The sequence below is a fragment of the Pseudomonas sp. NY15354 genome, from assembly GCF_048068075.1.
In the GTDB taxonomy this organism is placed as follows: Bacteria; Pseudomonadota; Gammaproteobacteria; order Pseudomonadales; family Pseudomonadaceae; genus Aquipseudomonas; species Aquipseudomonas guariconensis_C.
In genome coordinates, this window is record NZ_JBLUPV010000003.1 from 21,113 (window position 1) to 38,954 (window position 17,842).

At 60.2% G+C, this 17,842-nt stretch carries 21 protein-coding genes; 2 read left to right on the forward strand and 19 right to left on the reverse strand.

Annotation, left to right across the window (positions count from 1 at the left end; all coding sequences use genetic code 11):
• Positions 1-37: 37 nt before the first annotated feature.
• The 11 genes from ACNFCH_RS03695 to ACNFCH_RS03745 all read right to left on the reverse strand — a co-directional run bounded on the left by ACNFCH_RS03695 (position 38) and on the right by ACNFCH_RS03745 (position 9,023).
• Positions 38-400, reverse strand: a complete 363-nt coding sequence (locus tag ACNFCH_RS03695) for a phage tail assembly chaperone (protein ID WP_416742253.1) — start codon at positions 398-400, stop codon at positions 38-40.
• A 32-nt stretch (positions 401-432) separates the two neighbouring features.
• Positions 433-1,416 carry a hypothetical protein gene (locus ACNFCH_RS03700; protein ID WP_416742254.1) on the reverse strand — a complete coding sequence of 328 codons (984 nt, stop codon included), beginning with the start codon at positions 1,414-1,416 and terminating at the stop codon, positions 433-435.
• Positions 1,413-1,844: a phage tail assembly chaperone gene (locus ACNFCH_RS03705; RefSeq protein ID WP_416742255.1), complete on the reverse strand. Its 432-nt coding sequence runs from the start codon at positions 1,842-1,844 to the stop codon at positions 1,413-1,415. Before ACNFCH_RS03705 ends, ACNFCH_RS03700 begins: the two co-directional genes overlap by 4 nt.
• 2 nt (positions 1,845-1,846) lie before the next feature.
• Entirely contained in the window at positions 1,847-4,444 is a 2,598-nt protein-coding gene (locus tag ACNFCH_RS03710) for a phage tail protein (RefSeq protein ID WP_416742256.1), read from the reverse strand.
• Positions 4,437-5,048, reverse strand: coding sequence for a phage tail protein I (locus ACNFCH_RS03715; RefSeq protein WP_196162745.1), 612 nt, complete (start codon positions 5,046-5,048; stop codon positions 4,437-4,439). The genes ACNFCH_RS03710 and ACNFCH_RS03715 overlap by 8 nt, the downstream gene beginning before the upstream one ends.
• Position 5,049: 1 nt before the next feature.
• Positions 5,050-5,931 (reverse strand): baseplate J/gp47 family protein, encoded by an 882-nt coding sequence (locus ACNFCH_RS03720; protein ID WP_416742257.1) that lies wholly within the window; start codon positions 5,929-5,931, stop codon positions 5,050-5,052.
• Positions 5,928-6,254 (reverse strand): GPW/gp25 family protein, encoded by a 327-nt coding sequence (locus ACNFCH_RS03725; RefSeq protein WP_416742258.1) that lies wholly within the window; start codon positions 6,252-6,254, stop codon positions 5,928-5,930. The genes ACNFCH_RS03720 and ACNFCH_RS03725 overlap by 4 nt, the downstream gene beginning before the upstream one ends.
• Before the next feature lie 157 nt (positions 6,255-6,411).
• Positions 6,412-6,969 (reverse strand): phage baseplate assembly protein V, encoded by a 558-nt coding sequence (locus ACNFCH_RS03730; RefSeq protein ID WP_337158125.1) that lies wholly within the window; start codon positions 6,967-6,969, stop codon positions 6,412-6,414.
• Positions 6,966-7,463, reverse strand: coding sequence for a hypothetical protein (locus tag ACNFCH_RS03735; protein ID WP_416742259.1), 498 nt, complete (start codon positions 7,461-7,463; stop codon positions 6,966-6,968). The genes ACNFCH_RS03730 and ACNFCH_RS03735 overlap by 4 nt, the downstream gene beginning before the upstream one ends.
• An 11-nt stretch (positions 7,464-7,474) precedes the next feature.
• Entirely contained in the window at positions 7,475-7,813 is a 339-nt protein-coding gene (locus tag ACNFCH_RS03740) for a phage holin family protein (protein WP_070094591.1), read from the reverse strand.
• Between the two features lie 463 nt (positions 7,814-8,276).
• The gene (locus ACNFCH_RS03745; protein ID WP_337158127.1) at positions 8,277-9,023 is read right to left on the reverse strand and encodes a LexA family transcriptional regulator; all 747 of its coding nucleotides are present in this window, start codon (positions 9,021-9,023) and stop codon (positions 8,277-8,279) included.
• 137 nt (positions 9,024-9,160) lie between these two features.
• On the opposite strand from ACNFCH_RS03745, the gene ACNFCH_RS03750 reads away from it, so the two are divergent.
• The gene (locus tag ACNFCH_RS03750) at positions 9,161-10,057 is read left to right on the forward strand and encodes a LysR substrate-binding domain-containing protein (protein WP_196162751.1); all 897 of its coding nucleotides are present in this window, start codon (positions 9,161-9,163) and stop codon (positions 10,055-10,057) included.
• 1 nt (position 10,058) lies between these two features.
• Here the strand turns inward: ACNFCH_RS03750 and ACNFCH_RS03755 are convergent, their stop codons facing one another.
• Complete coding sequence (locus tag ACNFCH_RS03755) at positions 10,059-11,444, reverse strand: amino acid permease (RefSeq protein WP_337158128.1); 1,386 nt, start codon at positions 11,442-11,444, stop codon at positions 10,059-10,061.
• Positions 11,445-11,680: 236 nt separating this feature from the next.
• Between ACNFCH_RS03755 and ACNFCH_RS03760 the strand changes: the two genes are divergently transcribed.
• Complete coding sequence (locus ACNFCH_RS03760; protein ID WP_337158129.1) at positions 11,681-12,481, forward strand: phytanoyl-CoA dioxygenase family protein; 801 nt, start codon at positions 11,681-11,683, stop codon at positions 12,479-12,481.
• A gap of 354 nt (positions 12,482-12,835) precedes the next feature.
• On the opposite strand, the gene ACNFCH_RS03765 is transcribed toward ACNFCH_RS03760, so the two are convergent.
• The 7 genes from ACNFCH_RS03765 to ACNFCH_RS03795 form a co-directional block, all read right to left on the reverse strand.
• A complete protein-coding gene (locus tag ACNFCH_RS03765; RefSeq protein ID WP_416742260.1) occupies positions 12,836-13,138 on the reverse strand; it encodes a hypothetical protein in 303 nt (100 codons plus the stop codon).
• Positions 13,135-13,428 carry a hypothetical protein gene (locus ACNFCH_RS03770; protein WP_416742261.1) on the reverse strand — a complete coding sequence of 98 codons (294 nt, stop codon included), beginning with the start codon at positions 13,426-13,428 and terminating at the stop codon, positions 13,135-13,137. The genes ACNFCH_RS03765 and ACNFCH_RS03770 overlap by 4 nt, the downstream gene beginning before the upstream one ends.
• Positions 13,429-13,502: 74 nt before the next feature.
• On the reverse strand, positions 13,503-13,703 hold the full coding sequence (locus ACNFCH_RS03775; RefSeq protein ID WP_416742388.1) for a hypothetical protein: 201 nt from the start codon (positions 13,701-13,703) through the stop codon (positions 13,503-13,505).
• Between the two features lie 62 nt (positions 13,704-13,765).
• Complete coding sequence (locus ACNFCH_RS03780) at positions 13,766-14,278, reverse strand: DUF2514 family protein (protein ID WP_416742262.1); 513 nt, start codon at positions 14,276-14,278, stop codon at positions 13,766-13,768.
• Positions 14,275-14,727 carry a structural protein P5 gene (locus ACNFCH_RS03785; RefSeq protein WP_416742263.1) on the reverse strand — a complete coding sequence of 151 codons (453 nt, stop codon included), beginning with the start codon at positions 14,725-14,727 and terminating at the stop codon, positions 14,275-14,277. The genes ACNFCH_RS03780 and ACNFCH_RS03785 overlap by 4 nt, the downstream gene beginning before the upstream one ends.
• A 62-nt stretch (positions 14,728-14,789) precedes the next feature.
• Positions 14,790-15,608, reverse strand: a complete 819-nt coding sequence (locus ACNFCH_RS03790) for a hypothetical protein (RefSeq protein ID WP_416742264.1) — start codon at positions 15,606-15,608, stop codon at positions 14,790-14,792.
• A gap of 132 nt (positions 15,609-15,740) precedes the next feature.
• A complete protein-coding gene (locus tag ACNFCH_RS03795) occupies positions 15,741-17,741 on the reverse strand; it encodes an acyltransferase family protein (protein WP_416742265.1) in 2,001 nt (666 codons plus the stop codon).
• Positions 17,742-17,842 lie beyond the last annotated feature (101 nt).

The following is a 17,842-nucleotide window of genomic DNA, read 5'->3' on the forward strand; positions in this document are numbered from 1 at the left end:
TACAGCAGAAAAGAAAACGCCCCGTCGGTGCGGGGCGTCATTGGGTGTGTTCAGCGATCCAGGGCGGTGCCGGGGGGCGCTGGGTACTGTCGGGGAAGGCCTCGGTTGCAGGCCAGTCGCGTAGGGCTTGGAGGTACTCCAACAGCTCGGTGTATTGCTCGGCTGTCAGGGTGGTTTCGCGGCGCAGGTCGAGTTCGGCGCGATGGCGGGAGATCAGCCATTCGTTGGCGTCGATTTCGCTGTCGCGCCAGGTGCGTTCGGTTGTTGCGGGGTCGTCGGCCGGTAGCGGCCTGAATGCGCCGTCGTCGTAGCGGTTCCCTGGCATTACCTCGGCGCCACATTCAACCCAGTTCAGCGAGGGGTGGAAACGATTGTCGGGATCAATATCGGTGACTTCCAATACGACATCGTTTTCTATACGAGCCCATGTATTCAACATTGACATTGAATGGTTACCTCTCCTGGCATGCCACGCCCTCCGTTGCCGTTTTCATTGCCACCACCGCCACCAGTGCCGGGCAGTACCGCATCGCCTCCAGAACTACCCACAGTGCCAGAGCCATTACCAGCACCTCCACCACCTCCACCTGAGCCGCCACCATAGCTCGACCCCGCTGCCGAGTTATCATGTCGGGTCATATTTGCACCGGCTCCTAGGCTCAGATTGATATCGCCGCCGACACCAACTCCCCCCCTACCGCCAAACCATCTACTACCGCCCATACCACCTGTGGCGCTCAGGTACTCGCCGAATGAGGTAGAACCACCCGTCACGGCGTCACCATCCGATCCCGTGCGACCTGCTCCGCCCGCACCGACCGTCACAACTACGTTAGTTACGCCAGCAAGGCTCATACAGCGCTTTGCTTTTCCACCACCTCCGCCTCCTCCGCCGCCATTGATAAAACGGCCACCGCCTCCACCGCCACCCACAACTTCCACCGAAGCATAAAGACGGCCGGACCGAAACACAGGCGGAACGTCGTAGCTGTATACACCAGCTACAGAGAACTTCGTGATCAGCGAAGTAAGGCTAGGAGGTAACTGCGCCTGACCAACACACCACCATTTACCTGCGCCATCGGCGCGCAAAGTCAGATAGTCGCCATGGAAAATCAGCTCAGTGGCGGCGATGCCATTAGCTTCCCCAGGTAAGACAATCTTATCGGTGCCCGCCGCCTCGATACTTAGGACATTGGTCGTCACATCTTCGCGGCGCAGCGTGACCTCAAGCCCCCGCAGGGCCGCGCTGGAGCCTGGCAGCGTGACAGCCAGATCGCCGGCCGTAGAGTCAACCACGACATGCCCCATCTGGTCAGCGGTCAAAGCAGTGGATGCGGTGATTGGATCAACGCCCATACGCCAGGAACGCAGCAGGACGGTATCCAGCAGCGCCACGATGCTTGCCCGATTCATTGCATGTCCTCCAGGAAGGCCGGCTCCACGGGACGCTGCTCGGTATCAGGGAAGGCCTGGGAGTGGGGCCAGTCGCGCAAAGCCTGGCGGTACACCAGCAGCTCAGTGAACTGCTCTGCGCTCAGAGTGGTGACCAACTGCATGTCTAGCTCGTCACGGTGACGATTCATCAGCCATTCAGTCGAGGCCACAGCTGCATCGCGCCAGACGCGCTCGCTCATGCCCAGAGCCCCGGCCGAGGGCGGTGGCAGCGGCTGTTTAGTGATGACCCCGTCCAATCGGGACCAGACGCCATCTGTCTCCGATACCATCCGCGCCCAGAGTTCCGCTTGAATCTCAATGGCGCCATCAGGAATCACGTTCACAGCACTGTCGAAGCGCAGCAAAAGGCGCCCCTCTTCGTCAAAAGTGGCAAATTTTTTGGCCATGGTTATTTCCCTATTGCCAGGTAGCCGATGGAGGATGCACCAGAAACACTGATGCGCAGATTCACGCCTGTCAGCGTGCCGGGTGGGGAGCCCGTAGCTGCCGGCGTACCGCCGGTACCATGGGTCGCGAAGACCCGGAAGCACTTTTGGTTGAATGGAATAGGAAACGTCGCGTTGACGTTATCCGAGGCAATGGTAGTCGCCACTCCCCACTGCATTAGGAAACCACCGAGCCAACTGGGAAATGCGATGTAGCCGATGTTGTCAAACTGATAAGAGAAGCCCATTCGTAGCTTTTTCGGCGTCACAATCACATCATCTACAAGCCCTTCATCGACCTGGGTCTGAGGCGCGATTTTTGCCGTGCCCAACTTGGTTTCATTCGCCTGTCCCGCCAGAGGCGCAAGTGCGGCAATATCGACCTGCCCCTGACTCACTGGCGCGTTCCAAGCTTTGATGCACCACATTACCGCAAGGTTGCGCGGGCGTGTTTCACTACCGCCAGTCATACCTGTGCGGATGCCGGAAGAATTACCGATGTTATGAGGCGCCGCTGCGCCGGAGGCTCCAAGCGTCGCTGGCGACGAGTATTTATCGATGGAATATGCCAGATGGTCGTGACTCCTGAGCTCGTCAGCCTGGTAACTGCCCACTCCCCGACCAACATCCACCCCCCGTCCATGATCCCAGCCACGCAGAAACTCACCACGATAATCTGGCAATCGGAAGTAACCGGCTGGCTCATTGCCCTTGTTGTAGGCAGTATCAAGGTAAGCTGACAAATCGGGGTAGGCTGCACTACTGTGAACGCTACCATCCAGTTCCAAATACCCCGCAGGCACTTCAGCTCTCGGGAATGGCAAAATGGCGCCGATAGGAGTGGAAGAGCGTAGAGCGGCCAGTTCCTCAACTAGTGCGCCAATGTTGATTTGCCCCTGATTCACTGGCGTGTTCCAAGCTTTAATGCACCACATCACCGCCAGGTTACGTGGGCGGGTTTCAGTAGCTGTCCGAACCGAACGTGATGCATCAAACGACAGGCTGTCGTTTGCTAGCGCGGTAGTTCCCAGACCAACATTTATCCGAGTACCTGCATTACTGGAGGCTTGATCATTATAAAGAACGCCATGTCCTACACCTGAAAGCGACTCGCCACCAGACAACCGCCTAAGGTCGAGCGACCCGGTAATATTCTGCAGCGCATCCAACTGGGTAGAACCTACCGCGCGCCCACTATCCACTCCTCGCCCATGATCCCAACCACGCAAGAACTCGCCACGTGAATCGGGCAAACGAAAATAGCCCGCCCCCTCTCCGCCCTTGTTGAACGCCGCTCCCAGATAGGCTGCCAGGTCAGGGTAAGCCGCCGCACTCTGCACGCTACCATCGACCTCAAGGAAGCCAGGCGGGACAGTGCCTTGGGGAAACGGGAGCATGGTGCCCACCGGCAGCCCCGCCGAGGCGGTCAGCAGTGTGTCGACCTCCGCCTTGGTATAGGTATTCACCGCCTGGAACGAACTGAACGCCAAAACCTGCACCGAATCCCCAAACTCACACGGCTGCTGCAGCGTCACCTTCACGCCGTCCGAGACAAACTCGCTCACCTCCCGGCCGTTGCGCATCACGATGATATTGCCAACAGTATGCGGCACAGCAAACACGCTCTGCCCCACCGAGGCCTCGAACGAGAACCGCTCGAACGCCTTGCCCGCCCCCACGCCGCCACCGAGCTGGAAGTAGGTGCCATCGAAGTTCAGGTCGTACAAGGCGCCGGCACGAATGTCGCCGCCCACCAGGTCTACCAGGCCGTTGCCCTCGGACTTTTTCACCGCCACCGCCGCCAGAGCACCGATCTTGGCGGTGACCGGGCCGGTGTTGCTGGCGGTTGCCTTGAACTGGAAGCGTTGGCCGGCCGCGTAGGCCGTCAGGGTGGCTTCGCTGTGCTTGAGGGTCAGGGCCAGGGCGTTGGCCGTGCCGGCGGCATCGCCCAGCCAGGCCAGGAGACCGGAATCCTTGGCGACCGCAGAGCGCAGCAGATACTGCGGGTGCGGGTTCGCCGCATCGGTGTGGGCCTTGAGCTGGTTGCGGGCGTACAGCTCAGCCGCTTCCCGCGCCTTGTCCACATACTCACGGGTGGCCAGCACGATGCTGGGGTCGATCTTCAAATTGATGTTCGCGACATTGCCGAACACCACATGCATGCGGATCGTCTGCGTGCGGCCCGAGCCTTGGGCGAGCAGCGGCTTGTAGCTGGGCGCAGGCTTGGCCACGGCGACGAAATTGCCGTTGGCGTCTTCCAGCGCCAGCTCGCGAATCCACCAACCGCCGACTTCCGGTGGCAGCACCAGTTCAGCGACCAGCACAGCCGGGTCGGCTGGCGAGGGGTACAACGCATTGAGCTGCGCCCGCAGCACCTGGCGTACCAAGGCCGTCTGTGTCGGTTTCGGGGTGGGTTCTGGTGATTCGGAGGGGTCGCCACCCGCGTCCCCGATGAGCATGTGGGTGATGTTCCACGGTACGCCCAGCGCAGCGCTGTTAGCCTGCTGGGCGATCCCGATGTTGGTCAGGAACCCACCAAATTGCGTGGTTGAGTTAGCCATTGAGATAAACATCCAGTGTGTCTGTGATGTGCTCGTTCACGAGGTGGAAGCTGCCCAGGTACACGTCGATATCCGACGCCTCCCACGGGTACACCTCCATCACCTCGCCATCGATCACGGAAACGGCCTGATAGGCCGGAATAAGGGTTTCAAGGCTGATATCCAGGGCCAGCAAGTGCCGGCTGACGGGCTTGGCGTCGTCGATCAGATGCGTCAGCTCCTGATACGTCTGCTCGCTGATGCCTTCGTCGGCGACCCCGACCTTGAGCGAAAAAGTGCCCGGCGCACCGGGCGGTTGCAGCTCGAACCATTCGTTGATTTCGATCAGATAGCCGAACGGCTCGACCACCCGGCGCAACGCGCCGACGGTGCCTTTGTGGGCATGCACGGAAAACGCCGCGCGGATCACCGAGCGCTTGACCGCTTCGCTCCAACTGTCGTCCCAGCGGTCGACCGACCAGGCCCAGGCCAGTTGGTACAGCAGGTGCGGCGGGCAGGTGTCGGGGTTGTAGAGCGTGCGCAGGGCAGGCTTGAGGTCCTCGGCGCTGGTGCCGTCGAGCGCGCGCTCCAACGCTGTGCTGTTGATCGGCAGAAGGCCTGTCATGTCAGTCCCCCCGCACCACGGTGAACCCTTCGCACCAGGCCGCCTGGGCTTTGTTCGGGCGAACGTCGGTCCAATCGGCCAGTTCCACGCGGCTCACGCCGTTGATGTGCAACTGGGCGTCAATGCCCGAGCGGGATACTTCCATCCCGAGCCTGCGACGCGGGTTGATCCAGGCGGCCAGGCGACGCTCGCACTCGCCCAGCAACGCCTCGTTCTCCGGCCCCGTGCCGGCCATGTGCACCACCGCGTCGATGCGGTACGGCAGGATTTGCGCCGACTGCACGGTCAGCCGATCCGCCACGGGGCGTATGTCGTCATCGTTGAGGTACTGGCGCACCCCCTCCAGCAGGGCCGGGGTGGCTTCGCCATTGCCGTCCAGCGCCAGCACCGTCACCACCACCTCTGCCGGCGCCGGGCTCTCGGCGGTCGCGTCAGCGACCAGCCCCGAAGCGTTGCGGGCATGCAGGATGTAACTGTTGCGCGGGCCCGCGGTGGTCAGGCCCTCGTAGACCAGTTGCACCCGCTCGCGCAGGGCATCGTCGGATTCGAGCACCTGCACCAACGGCGGCACCGCCTGCAGGTCCTCGGCCTGGATCACCAGGCGCTGGAGATTGACGTTGGCCGCCAGTTGGTCGAGGTCACTCCCTTGGGCATAGGCCAGCAGCAGCGCCTTGGCCGCGTCGTTGATGCGGGCACGGTTGAGCAGCTTGCGGTAGGCCCCGACCTCCAGCAGCTTGGTCACCGGGTCGCTTTCCAGTTGGGCCGTCCAGCCGTCGCCCATCTGGGCGCGGAAGGCCTCCAGGTCGGCCTGGTACAGCGCCTCGTAGTCAAGGTCTTCGAGCAACTGGGGCGCGGGCAGTTTCGACAGATCGACCTGGCTCATACGCTCACCTCCACCAGGGCGTCATCGCCCAGGTAGCGGCCGTTCAGAGCAAGGTTGACCTGGCCGTCGAGCACTGACAGCACCCTCACCCGCTCAAGCTGCAGGCGCGGCTCCCAACGCCCCAGGGCGCGGGCGACTTCGGCCTGTACGGCGCTCTTCCAGCCTTCGTTGACGGGCAGATCGATGTAGCGACGTAACTGGCTGCCGTACTCGGGGCGCATGCGCCGGCTGCCGAGCGGGGTGGAAAGGATGTCCTCGATGGACTGGCGAAGGTGGGCGATGCCGGCCAAGGGTTGGCCGGTGCGGCGGTCCATGCCGATCATGGTGCGCCTCCCGTCGAGGGAGGCAAGATCCGTGGGTGGGATCGCATAAGAGTCTCCTGGTAGCAAAGAGCCAAAGACGGCAATACCCGCGAAGCAGACGCCACGAAGCAGAAAATCTGCTTTCCAGCGCCAGCGTTACCGATGCGGTGGGCCTTGATCAGTGCTTGTGGTTGGCGGTGTTGCCAGCGGTGTCGATGATCCGGCCGCCGCCGTTGATGTCGCCGCTGACGGTCAGCGGCCCGTTGATGGCGACCTGGCCGGTCAGGGTGATGGCCGTGGCCTCCAGCTCGATGGCTGCATCGCTGACCCGCAGCGTGCTGGCACCGACCTTGATGCTGGCGTTGCCGGCAGGCAGGTGAATGTCGTAGCGCTTGGCCTGCCAGTCGTAGGCCAGCGAGCCGCCATCCTCGAACCGCCACACCTCCACATGGTCGCGGTTGTCCGGCGCGCTGCCGGCATTGCCGTACAGGCCTGGCACGAAGGTGCCCTGGGCCGGCTCGCCACTGGGGCTGACCAGCACGCCCTGCTCGCCCAGGCTCGGGGCCCGCCAGTGACGCGCCTGGCCCGCGGCCAGGGCATGCCAGCGCAGCCAGGCGCTGGTCCAGGTGCCATCGGATACCCGCACCCGAGCGGCGGCGAGGTCGACCGCCACCACGCGACAAGGGATGACCAGGCTCGCCAGCATTCGGTCATGCATCGCGCTGGCGTAGCTCATGCAAGGTCCTCCGGCGCGATGTAGTCCGCTTCGTTGCCAGGCCCGGTATCGGGATCGGTACCGAACAGCAGAGAGCCCGGCGGCTCGTCGGGCCAATGCCACTGAGGCTCGCCCAACAACACCGGCTGCTCCCAGCGGACGATCCAGTGCCCGCCCTCGAACTGCGCCAGCGCGTTGCGGCTCGCCTCGACGAAGTCCAGGCCCCACAATTGTTGGCGCAGCAGGTCCATCATTTGCGCGGCCAGCAGGCTCCCTTGCAGGCGCGCGTCGGGGTTGCCAAGGTCGGGAGTGATGTCCGCCTCGAAGGTGGTGACCAGCACCGAGCGCCCATCCCGGGGCGTGGCATCCGCGGTCATGCGCACGATGCCATGGCGCAGCGACGGCAAGACGCTGCTGCTGCCGACATCCGAAGCGATGTCGACTGACGCAAGTTCAGGAATCGCCTCACGAATCATTGCGGTCAGTGCCGCATGTAAAGTGGCCAGCTCGCTCATTTCAACGCCTCCTATCGCTCGTCGGCCTGGGACACATCACGCAATCCCAGGCGTTTGGCCGCCCAGCGCTCGTAGAGCCCGATGGCCACGTCGGCACCTGCCATGGCGGTCATGCAGCCAAAGGCGCTGGCGCTCCAGATCGACATGCCGCTGGCGTACAGCAGCATCACCGTCGAGACCCCGCAGACCATGCAGGCCCCGGATCGCAACGCCAGCCGGCGCACCAACGACCATCCTCGCGCCCCTGCCTTGTCGGCACGCCACATCTCACCGCTCAGGCCGCCCAGCAATGCCAGGACGATCACCAGCCAGAGCGGTATCTCCAGCAACGTCTGTTGCTCGTTCGTCACTGTCCTGTCTCCTGTATGAATGCCCGCCAGTGCCACTGGCGGGTCGGTTGTGTATGAACTCGGCATTCCAAAAAGCCCGGGCTGCCAGGCTTTTCAGTAATGCGTTGTCGAACCGCCGGCCACGACTGGTGACGCCTGGCGGCTGCGCTTCAAATTGGTGTCTCCGACCGCGGCCACCTGCCCGCCGGATAACTGATCGTGGTGCTTTACGCTGCACACCCGGGCCAGTTGCCAACCCTCTGAACAGTCGAGGCCTGTTCATCGCTGCCTGTGTAACAACCGGTGTCGACCGGCTTGAGACACAGATTATGCATTAATGCATATGCAGTCAATGCGTTTATTCATATTTCTAGTGAAGAAATTTTGCGCAAATGCATGAGAGCTATGCGCGACGTGGCTTGTAGGGATTTTCTGCAGACGAAAAAAAACCCGCCGAAGCGGGTTTTCTTGAAAAGGGATAGCCTCAGCGCGCGTACATGCCCCACCAGAACACATGGCCCAGCAGGCTGATCTGCTCTTCCTGCATCTGCTGGAAGCTGTAGTCCTCGTCAGGGTGTTCATCGCGGTTAAAGCTGCGCAGACGGATGCCAGTGGGCAGGCGGTAGACCTGCTTCACGCGCAGCTGGCCGTTGTGGTTGATGGCGTAGAGGTCGCCATCGATGATGTCGCCGATCGCGCATTTACCGGTGTTGACCCCGACCGTCGCGCCGTCACGCAGGACCGGCAGCATACTGTTGCCGCGCACCGTCACGCACTTGGCCTGGTCGAACTGCACGCCATTGTGGCGCAGGCTGCGCTTGCCGAAGCGTAGGCGAGCCTTTTCGCTTTCTTCGATGACGAATCTTCCTGATCCTGCTGCCAATTCGACCTCTCGAAGAAAAGGAACGGAAACCTCGTCATCCTCGACAGGGGTTTCGTCGTCCCACAGGCTGATGTCGCTCAGGTCCGCATGGCCATGGGCCGGCTGGGCCGCCTCGCGGGACTCGCCCAGCTCGACGCGACCGCGCAGTTGGTCGGTGCTGACGCCGAAGTACTCGGCGATCTTCGACACGTGCTTGTCGGACGGGTCGACGATCTTCTCGCTGAGGATGCGCGACAACGTGGATTGAGGAACGCCCGTGCGCCGGTGCAGCTCCGTCGGGGACAGGCCGTGGCGGTCGAGCAGTGCTTTGAGTACGGAGGCTACGTTGCGTTTTTGCATACCGTGCATGATGGATGTGCTGCAGCGCAAATGCAATCCATGCATGCGCTTTCTGTCACCCATCACCCTCCAGAGGGTAATTCCCTGTACTCTCATGGGCCCTACACCGTGGGAAGACTCCCCACGATAGCGAGGTAAAAACAACAATGATCGGCTTTACCTTCCGCCAGCTCGAGTACTTCGTGGCCACCGCCGAACAGGGCAGCGTCAGTGCCGCGGCGCGGGCCAAGCACATTTCCCAGCCCTCGGTGTCGCTGGCGATCTCGCAGCTCGAGGCCATCCTGGGCGAAAAACTGTTCTTGCGTCAGGCCAGCCGTGGCCTGGAACTGAGCCCGGCGGGGCGGCAGTTGCTGGAACAGGCGCGCGAGATCCTGGCCATGGCGGCCGGCATTCGTAGCGCAGGAGATGAGCCGGAAGTGCTGCGGGGCAACTTGAGCCTGATCTGCTTCCAGGACCTGGGCCCGTGGTATGCACCGCGCCTGCTCAGTGGCTTTCGCGAGCGTCACCCGGAAGTCGCCATCACCTTGTTCGAGACGGACCTTGCCGGGGTCAACCGACGGCTGAACGAAGGCAAGGCAGAATTGGCGCTGACCTATGACGTGGGCCTAGACCCACAGATCGAGCGGCGAGTGCTGGCGCAGGTGGCACCTTATGCCCTGTTGCCGGCGGACCATCCCTTGGCCCGCCAAGAGCAGGTGTCACTGGCCGATCTGGCCGAAGAGTGTTTGATTCTCGAAGACATCGCCCGAACCCGCGAGTACTTCCTCTCGCTGTTCTGGGCCCATGACCTGCAACCACGCTCCCAGCAACTGACCCAGACCTTCGAGATGCAGCGTGGGCTGGTCGCCCATGGCTACGGCGTGGCGCTGTCCTGCACTCGCCCGGCGGGTGATCAGAGCTACGACGGCCGGCCCTTGGCGTGCCGGCCATTGCGTGAGGCGGTCAGCCCGCAGTCGGTGGTGCTGGCGCAGTCCAGCGCCATGCGCCCCTCCCCTGCGGCCCAGGCATTTCTGCGCTGGGCCAGCGAGCTGTTTTCCGTCTAGCTCAGGCGTTGACCGGCGCCTGGCGTGGCTGGCGCGCCACCCACAGCCAGTAGCCGACCGACAGTAGCGCCAACCAGCCAAGGCCGACGTACATCGCGGTGCGGGTATCGGGGAACCAGCCCAGCACACCGAAGATGAACAGCATGAACACAATGGCCAGGGCCGGCCCGACGGGCCACAGCGGCACCGGGAAGTCCAGCGCGGCAATTTCCTCGCGGCTCATGCCACGGCGCATGGCCACTTGGGACAGCAGGATCATCAGCCACACCCAGACAATCGAGAAGGTCACCACGGCGGCGAGAATCAGGAACAGGTTCTCCGGCGCCAGGTAGTTCAGGACCACACCCAGCAACAGCGCGACGCCCATCACCAGCACGGTCATCCATGGCACTCCGAAACGCGACAGCCGGGAGAAGCCGACCGGCGCCTGGCCGTTCTGGGCCATGCCATACATCATGCGCCCGGCGCTGAAGATGTCGCTGTTGATGGCCGACACGGCCGCCGAAATCACGACGATGTTGAGCAGGGTCGCCGCCGAACTGATGCCCAAACCACTGAAGATCTGCACGAACGGGCTGCCTTGGCTGCCGATGTTGGTCCAAGGGTAGATGGCCATCAGCACCACCAGGGTGAGCACATAGAACAGCAGGATACGCAGCGGCACCGAGTTGATCGCCTTGGGCAGCACGCGCTTGGGGTCCTTGGCTTCGCCGGCAGTGATGCCGATCATTTCGACGCCACCGAAAGCGAACATCACCACGGTGAAGGAGGCGATCATCCCGCCGACGCCATTGGGGAAGAACCCACCATGGCTCCACAGGTTGGACAACCCCGTCACCGTCTCGGCCCCGTTACCCAGCTGGATGCCGAACAGCAGCACCGCGCCCCCGGCCGCGATCATCGCCACGATGGCGGTGACCTTGAGCAACGAAAGCCAGAACTCCATCTCGCCGAACACCTTCACGCTGCACAGGTTCAGCGCACCGATGAAGCAGACGATGCCCAATACCCAGATCCAGCGCGGTGTATCGGGGAACCACAAGCCCATGTACACCCCGAACGCGGTGACGTCCGCCAGGCATACCACCAGCATGGAAAAGGCATAGCTCCAGCCGGTCAGAAAGCCCAGGTAACGCCCCAGGTATTGACTGGTGTACTGCCCGAAGGAACCGGACACGGGGTTGCGTACCGCCATTTCACCGAGGGCGCGCATCATCATATAGATCGCCGCGCCACCGATCAGGTAGGCCAACAGCACCGACGGCCCGGCCAGCTTGATCGCCGACGCCGAGCCATAGAACAGCCCGGTGCCGATCGCCGATCCCAATGCCATGAAGCGGATATGCCGGGTACTTAGGCCCCGTCGCAGGTTGTTGTGATCGTTCATCCCAGGGACTCCTCATTGTTCTTGTTCTTGGCCGGCAGTCACGCTGCCGTTGAAGGGTTCTCGCAAGGCCCGGAAACCGCAGGGCGCAGGGCTATTAACCGGCCAATCGCAGGGCAAGACAACAAGGTGGGGCATACAGAATAGCTATAGTGACGAATAGGAATTCTGTGATTTACCTCGCCCTCGCTGGCCCCCGATGCTGGTGCCACTACAACAACAACGAGAGGGCTGCTCCGATGAATCCCCATATCGAAGATTTCCAGCGAGACGGCGCGGTGATCCTGCGCGGCGTGTTCAAGGACTGGATCGAACGTCTGCGCGAAGGCTTCGAGCAAAACCTGGCCGAACCCAGTGCCTTTGCCATTGAGAACGTTGGCTCCGGCGAGGGCGGACGGTTCTTCGAGGACTACTGCAACTGGCAGCGCATCCCGGCGTTCACCGACTTCGTGCTGAACTCGCCCGCCGCAGGGCTTGCCGGCGAGTTGATGGGCTCGCAGCAGGTGCAGGTGTTCCACGACCACATCCTGGTGAAGGAGCCCGGGACCGCCAAGCCCACCCCCTGGCACCAGGACCTGCCCTACTACTGCGTCCAGGGCCTGCAGACCGCCAGCTACTGGATCCCCCTGGACCCGGTCACCCGCCACAACACCTTGAGCGTGGTGCTCGGCTCGCACCTCTGGCCCAAGCCTGTACGCCCCAAGCGCTGGGCCAGCAACCAGGACTTCTACGGCGCCACCGACGCCGAAGGCCAGAACCTGTTCATGGACATGCCGGACGTGGAGAACGGCGAGTACCAGATCCTCTCCCCTGAGATGGAACCTGGCGATGCCATCGTCTTCGATTTCCGCACCGTGCATGGCGCCGCCGGCAACACGGGCACGAACCGACGCCGCGCCTTTTCCACACGTTTCCTGGGAGACGACGTACGCTATGTGCAGCGCCCGGGGCGCACCTCGCCGCCCTTCCCGGGTATCAACCTGAGCGACGGCGAGCGCATGCGGGAGGACTGGTTCCCAGTGGTCTGGCAGCGCCGTTGATCCACTCCAGACACGACCACGCCCCGCCCCTTGATGCGCGGGGCGTGGCCGTTTCCATGAAGGTCGAAGGGCCAAGGCGGCCTGTGCCCGGCAGGCAAGAACCTGTAGACTTGGGCGTTTCGCATTTTGTCTGAGACAGCTTCAAGGCCTTGAATGTCTGACCTTTCCGCACACACACCAATGATGCAGCAGTAGTGTGGAAAATCGACCTCAGGCCGCGCCAGCAGCGGCCTATGCGTCGACCCTGTCTAATATGCATTGGCGATTTTGGGCGAGTTTCGCCCAGTAAAACCGAGAAGCTGCAGCGCGGTTTTAGACAGTCGAAGCCCCCTCCTCCGGCGTTCTGCCGACGGCCTACCTATCCTTGGGTGGGGCCTTGCCAACTCCCTTGAAGAACTGATTTCCCCATTCAGGCAACGGCTCGTGATGGCCAAATATCCCTAGCTCGTACCACTCATCAACTTCATTCAATCCGAAGTATCGCGCTGCCTCGACGAACTCCAGCATGTCAGACAGCTGATCTGAATCGACCTCTCGGCGCCGGTGAGCAGCGAATGCCATCTCGGCAAGGACGATTGCGCGGCCATCTGGGTCGTTGATCAGTTCGGCTTGGTCGTTGAGCTCATCCAGCCATGCTTGCGGTATCCCGACCATCATTCCTTCCTGCACCACCAGGACTGCGCGTACAGCACGCCGTCGATGTCCTCAACCCCGTTGATGTTCATCCCAAGCTGGGCCATGCCATTAACCTTGGCATCGTGTAGCCGCGGAATGATGTCGGGTCCTGGCGTCGGGTTGAACACCCAGGCCTGTGTGGCGACCCGGCCCAGCGGCTCGCTGTGGTGGTCGCCGATGTGGATGTCGGCGCGCAGGGGCTGGATCTTCCTGAGCTGCTTCGTAGGGATGGCCACGCCATTGACGCGGCGGCGCACGAGGAGGAAGTACATAGGGCACCAATACTGTATATAGATACAGTATCGTATCGTCCTGGCTTAGCCACGGGCAACTGCCGGTCAGCGGTTCAATGCGTAGGCGGCAGTTTCTTCCCGAGGGCGGTGGCCACTGATCGCATCTGGTAATCGGACACGGCCTGGAAGAGAGACTCGGCAATCAGGTGCAAGCGCTCCACTTCCTCCCGCGGCGCGCCGTAATCCTGGGCTTCGTGGTACCGGCGCATTGCGTCAATGGCCTGCTGGATCTGCGGTTCGCCCGCCTCAACCATGTCGCCGAACTTGCGATTTTCCACGGCCCTGCTCCGTCAAGGTAGACGGCCAGTATAGGCCGCTACCGAGACTTCATCCCATCCACCACCGCCTCACACGCCAGCCCCGCTATTCGGCTTCGGCCAAGCGCTTCGCCGAGGCTTCCCGCCATTTGGTCAAGTTCTCCAAGCAGTTGCCCGCACACCATGCTGGTAGTGGGTCTTGCCTCGCGCTGCTGGGCAGAGACGAGATCACAGGTAGCTCCCCTGCCGCGCTGCAGTCGGTCGACTTGCTGCTGCAGCCCGACACCAGCAGCGCGATACCTATCAACGTCATCTTGGAGCGCCAGCTTTTCACGTCTCGCATTCTCGTCCTCCTGATCCTTGATCTTCTGTTGTCGCTGCTCTTCAGTCCTGATCTGGGCCGCGGCGCGCCGGTCGCGCTCGGCCACCTGCAGTCGGTAGTCGGACAGTTCGCTGCGAGCGGTACCGGTCTCGCCCTGGGCAACCACCACCCGGTACTGCTGGCCGCCGGCGACCAGTACCAGGGCGATCAGCCACCAGCACCAGGCAGGCACCGCGCCCAGCCAGCTCATGCCAGCGCCCGCCGAACACCTTCGTCAATGATCGCCGGCGGGTACGGGTTGCCGCCGTTCTCGTGGATGATGATGCTGACCACCATGCCGCGCAGCGTGGCCGGATCCTTGATGTTGATCGGGTCAGTGGTGCGCACGCCCAGCCGCTTGGCCACGGCGCCTGCATAGGCTTGAGTGTCGTTCTCGTTGCTCGGAGCCCAGCGGTTGATGGTCTCCAGCACGGTGTCGATGCCCTTCCCGCCTACGCCAGGCATACCATCCTTGCCTCGGTAGTTGATGAGCAGCTTGCCCAGAGCGCGAATGCCGTTCTCGGCCTCGTCGAAGCGGGCGAACCGCGGCTTGGCCACACCTTCCTCCAGGCCGAGCTGGCCCTGCCATGCGTTGCGCGGGTTGTAATCGATGTTGCCGGGGTTGCAGTTGCGTACGCCGCGCGGTTGCGATTGAGTCATAAGTTTTCTCCAGACGAAAAAAAGCCCGCGCTAGGCGGGCTCAGTTTGAACGTAGCAATCTGCTATCTGCCGATCTTTGTCGCAATCCGATCAATCAGCGAAGGTTTGCTAAACCATCTTTTCGGTAACTGCAGCGGGATCTCGGCCCCGGCAGCGGTACCGATCTGCGGAATCCAGAAAAGAACGTCTCTGCCGACATTGGAATGCTGCTTTCGCTCAACGCCATGCCAGGAATGATCCGTCTTCATAAACACGAGCATGGTATTCGGACGATTTTCAAAGGTTTTAACCAAATTGAAGTCTTCATGCTTCATGTGCGGAGACGGCCAGGAGCTAAGGCTCGCATCTTTAGGCTTGTAGATGCTTGTCCCAAAGTCGCGCAAAGAATCATCTTTAGGTAGATAGAAGGCCCCAACAATAAACTTGCTTTCGCTATCAGTATGAGGACCAAGCGAAAAATGCTGATAATCCCGAACCAGCAGCGATCTTGGGCTCACTCGCACGCACTCGTCAGAAATGGAGTGCTTCTCAAGATCCTTTTCCCGGTACTTGTAGTTTACTTGAAGCCGTCTACCAAACTTCTCAACAAGCACATCAAGAAACTCCTGAGAATGAATCCAGGCCTCAAAATCCCTCCAGAACTGAGATACTGCCTCTGTTAATTTCTCGGTCCTACTTGGAGAAAGCTGAATATAGTGCCTTTGCTCATACGGAGCAGAATAAACATTATAATCGCTATCAGGAGGAAGTTTTAGCAGAAGCTCCGAATAAAAATCATCCGGCAAAACCTTCTCAACATAAATATGCGGGAATGGATCCAGCACAAGCTTTGCATTTTTTATGGACTTATATGCGTATAGCTTAACCTGACTGTCAATCATGAGCAGATCCGTGCTTTTCTCAAAGCCTCCATTGTACCCCTTGAGGCGCAGCCTGCGCCAGTCACAGGTGCGCGACGTAGCGTCATTCTGGCACAACGCCGCGCACCTGCAGGTCACTCATGGGCTTGACCTTCACCTATCCAAGCGCTCCATCAACAGTCTAAACAGCATCTGATTCCCGACCAGGGACAGGTGGTTTGAGTCTGAATACAAGATCGAATCACTTGATATGCTCGTACAATAGCCATCAGTACAAAGAAAATCGTCAGGATCGACGAAAACAACTCCAGGGTTATTTCTCAGAACGTTATCGATAATTTTTCTCGCCGGCACATCCCAGGCTTTAACTGCTGCATAGGGAACCTTCATCAGGGCTTGTCGTTCCTCGTTTGTTTCTGCAACGCCGACGTGCTCAATTCTGTAAAGCCTAGCTAAAGGATCCCAGCCAGGGGGCGCGACGGGGCCGACGATGACAACTCTGTGCCCCATAGCAATTAAATCTGCCACGACAGTAGCGAACGACTCGCCAATCTCAGCTGCCCTTTGCTCCATGCTAGTGCCAAGAGACTTTGCAGCGTAGTATGAAAGGCCGATCTCCTTCCCGCCAACAGTATTATCAAACCCTTGGCCACGAATATAAGAAGTGAATCGCGAAACCAGAAGAATAGTAGATGGCGGAAGCATTCTAAGCTCTGATAGTCGCTTTTCCTGATATCGCGGATCGCAACGATTAAAAACTGCGCCGTTGCTAAAAACGCTCAAGCCCGGCAAGAGTGGGCACCCGCTTGACGTTAAGTCAACCATCCTTGCTTTGTACTGCGCAAGCAGTGGCTCGATTGACTGGGTCATTCCCCTGGCATGCGAATCACCAATAACGACAAGCGTTTTATCGTACGACCCATTATTTATCTTGCACGCCTCCTCGGGATCGCGCCCTGAACAGTCCACCCCGTTTACTGAAACCCCTCTGAGCTTCTGCGGTATGCCTCCGTTCGTGGCCCAGGACATGCTGGGACTGGTTTCAATCGACAGGTTGCCTCGACCATAGATGCCAATCGTGAATATTGCACAAACCCCAGCAGCAGACATGGCGAATATCCAAGACCCGGCGATTTTCCCCTTCGCTCTGAATGGGGCCTCGACATACCGCCAGCTTACGCAAGCAAGCAGCAAGGAAAGGGCCGTCAAACCTATAAAGAGCATGCTCGAGGGCTCGCCTAGGCTTCGGTGCCGAGCGAACGCAAAGATAGGCTGATGCCAGAGGTATGCGCTATAGCTGATCAAGCCTATACCGACAAGCAGTTTCACTGAAAGAGCTTTGCCTACCACTGTATCTGGTCGGGCACACAACACGATTAGCGATGCTCCTAGAGTTGGGACCAGCGCATAGACTCCTGGGAACGGAGTTTCTTTGCTGAAACAAAGTATCGATATCGCAATCATCGAAAGGCCGATGAGGCTACCAATGTTTCTCAAAGAACGAGAAATCTCCTTGGCGCCTGGTGCGGTCAAGTAAATTGCACAGAGAGCTCCAACCAATAGCTCCCAAGCCCGAGTCGGCAGAAGGTAGAATGCTGTGGAAGGGCTATGCGTTGACGCCCACTCTGCACCGACAAAACTTGCCAAGCCTAGCAAGGAGAAGGTTACAGCAAGCCTCTTCCTACTTCTCCACAGAAGACAAATAATTATCGGGATAACGACATAATACTGTTCTTCTACCGCAAGGCTCCACGTATGAAGCAGAGGCTTAAGCTCGGATGCAGTATCGAAATAACCACTTTCCTTCCAAAACAGCAGGTTTGAAGAGAAAACAGAAACCGCCGCAAAGCTTTCGAAAAAGCTCTTCAAGTCAGCTGGCTGGAGCCAAGCCATAGCGAATGGCAGGCTAGCGGCCAGCACAAAATATAAAGCCGGCAGAATTCGTCTTGCCCTACGCTCATAGAATGACGCGAAAGAAAACCTGCCCTGCTGAAGGTCACTACATATAATTGTCGTAATAAGATACCCACTTATTACAAAGAAGATATCAACACCAACAAATCCACCACCAAACAACTCTAATCCTGCGTGAAACAGAATTACCGGAATCACTGCTATCGCTCGCAAACCATCTATTTCACGCCGATATTGCATACTAAACCTATCTATTCCCGCTACCGATATTTTCTATAGACGACTCAAAAATTAATCTTTAAACCGCACTCTATTTACTGCGCCAAAACTCTAAATCCGCC